The sequence below is a fragment of the Pseudomonas fluorescens genome (genome assembly GCF_000968015.1).
In the GTDB taxonomy this organism is placed as follows: Bacteria; Pseudomonadota; Gammaproteobacteria; order Pseudomonadales; family Pseudomonadaceae; genus Aquipseudomonas; species Aquipseudomonas fluorescens_W.
The window spans coordinates 1-235 of record NZ_LACH01000130.1 but is presented as its reverse complement, the minus strand read 5'-3'; the positions used below and the strand labels follow the sequence as shown (position 1 = coordinate 235).

Below are 235 nucleotides of genomic sequence, written 5' to 3'. Positions count from 1 at the left end.
CGGCAAAACCACCGGTTCGGTCACCATCGCGGCGCCAAGCGATGACGTCTATAAAGACGCCGGCAAGCTCACCGTGACCATGACGGATGCCAACGGCGGCAACTTCGAAAAACTCGACATCAGCAAAGCGTCAGTGACCACGACCGTCACTGACACCCTCGACACCTCGACCGTCACCCTGACCGCCACTGACAGCGTGGCCGAGGGCGGCACCGTGGTTTACACCGCCTCGGTC

The 235-nt window shown here is 62.1% G+C and carries 1 protein-coding gene; it reads left to right on the top strand.

The window, feature by feature from the left end:
- Positions 1 to 235, top strand: a 235-nt coding sequence (locus tag VD17_RS31105) for an immunoglobulin-like domain-containing protein (RefSeq protein WP_046057184.1), incomplete at both ends; no start/stop codon positions are given.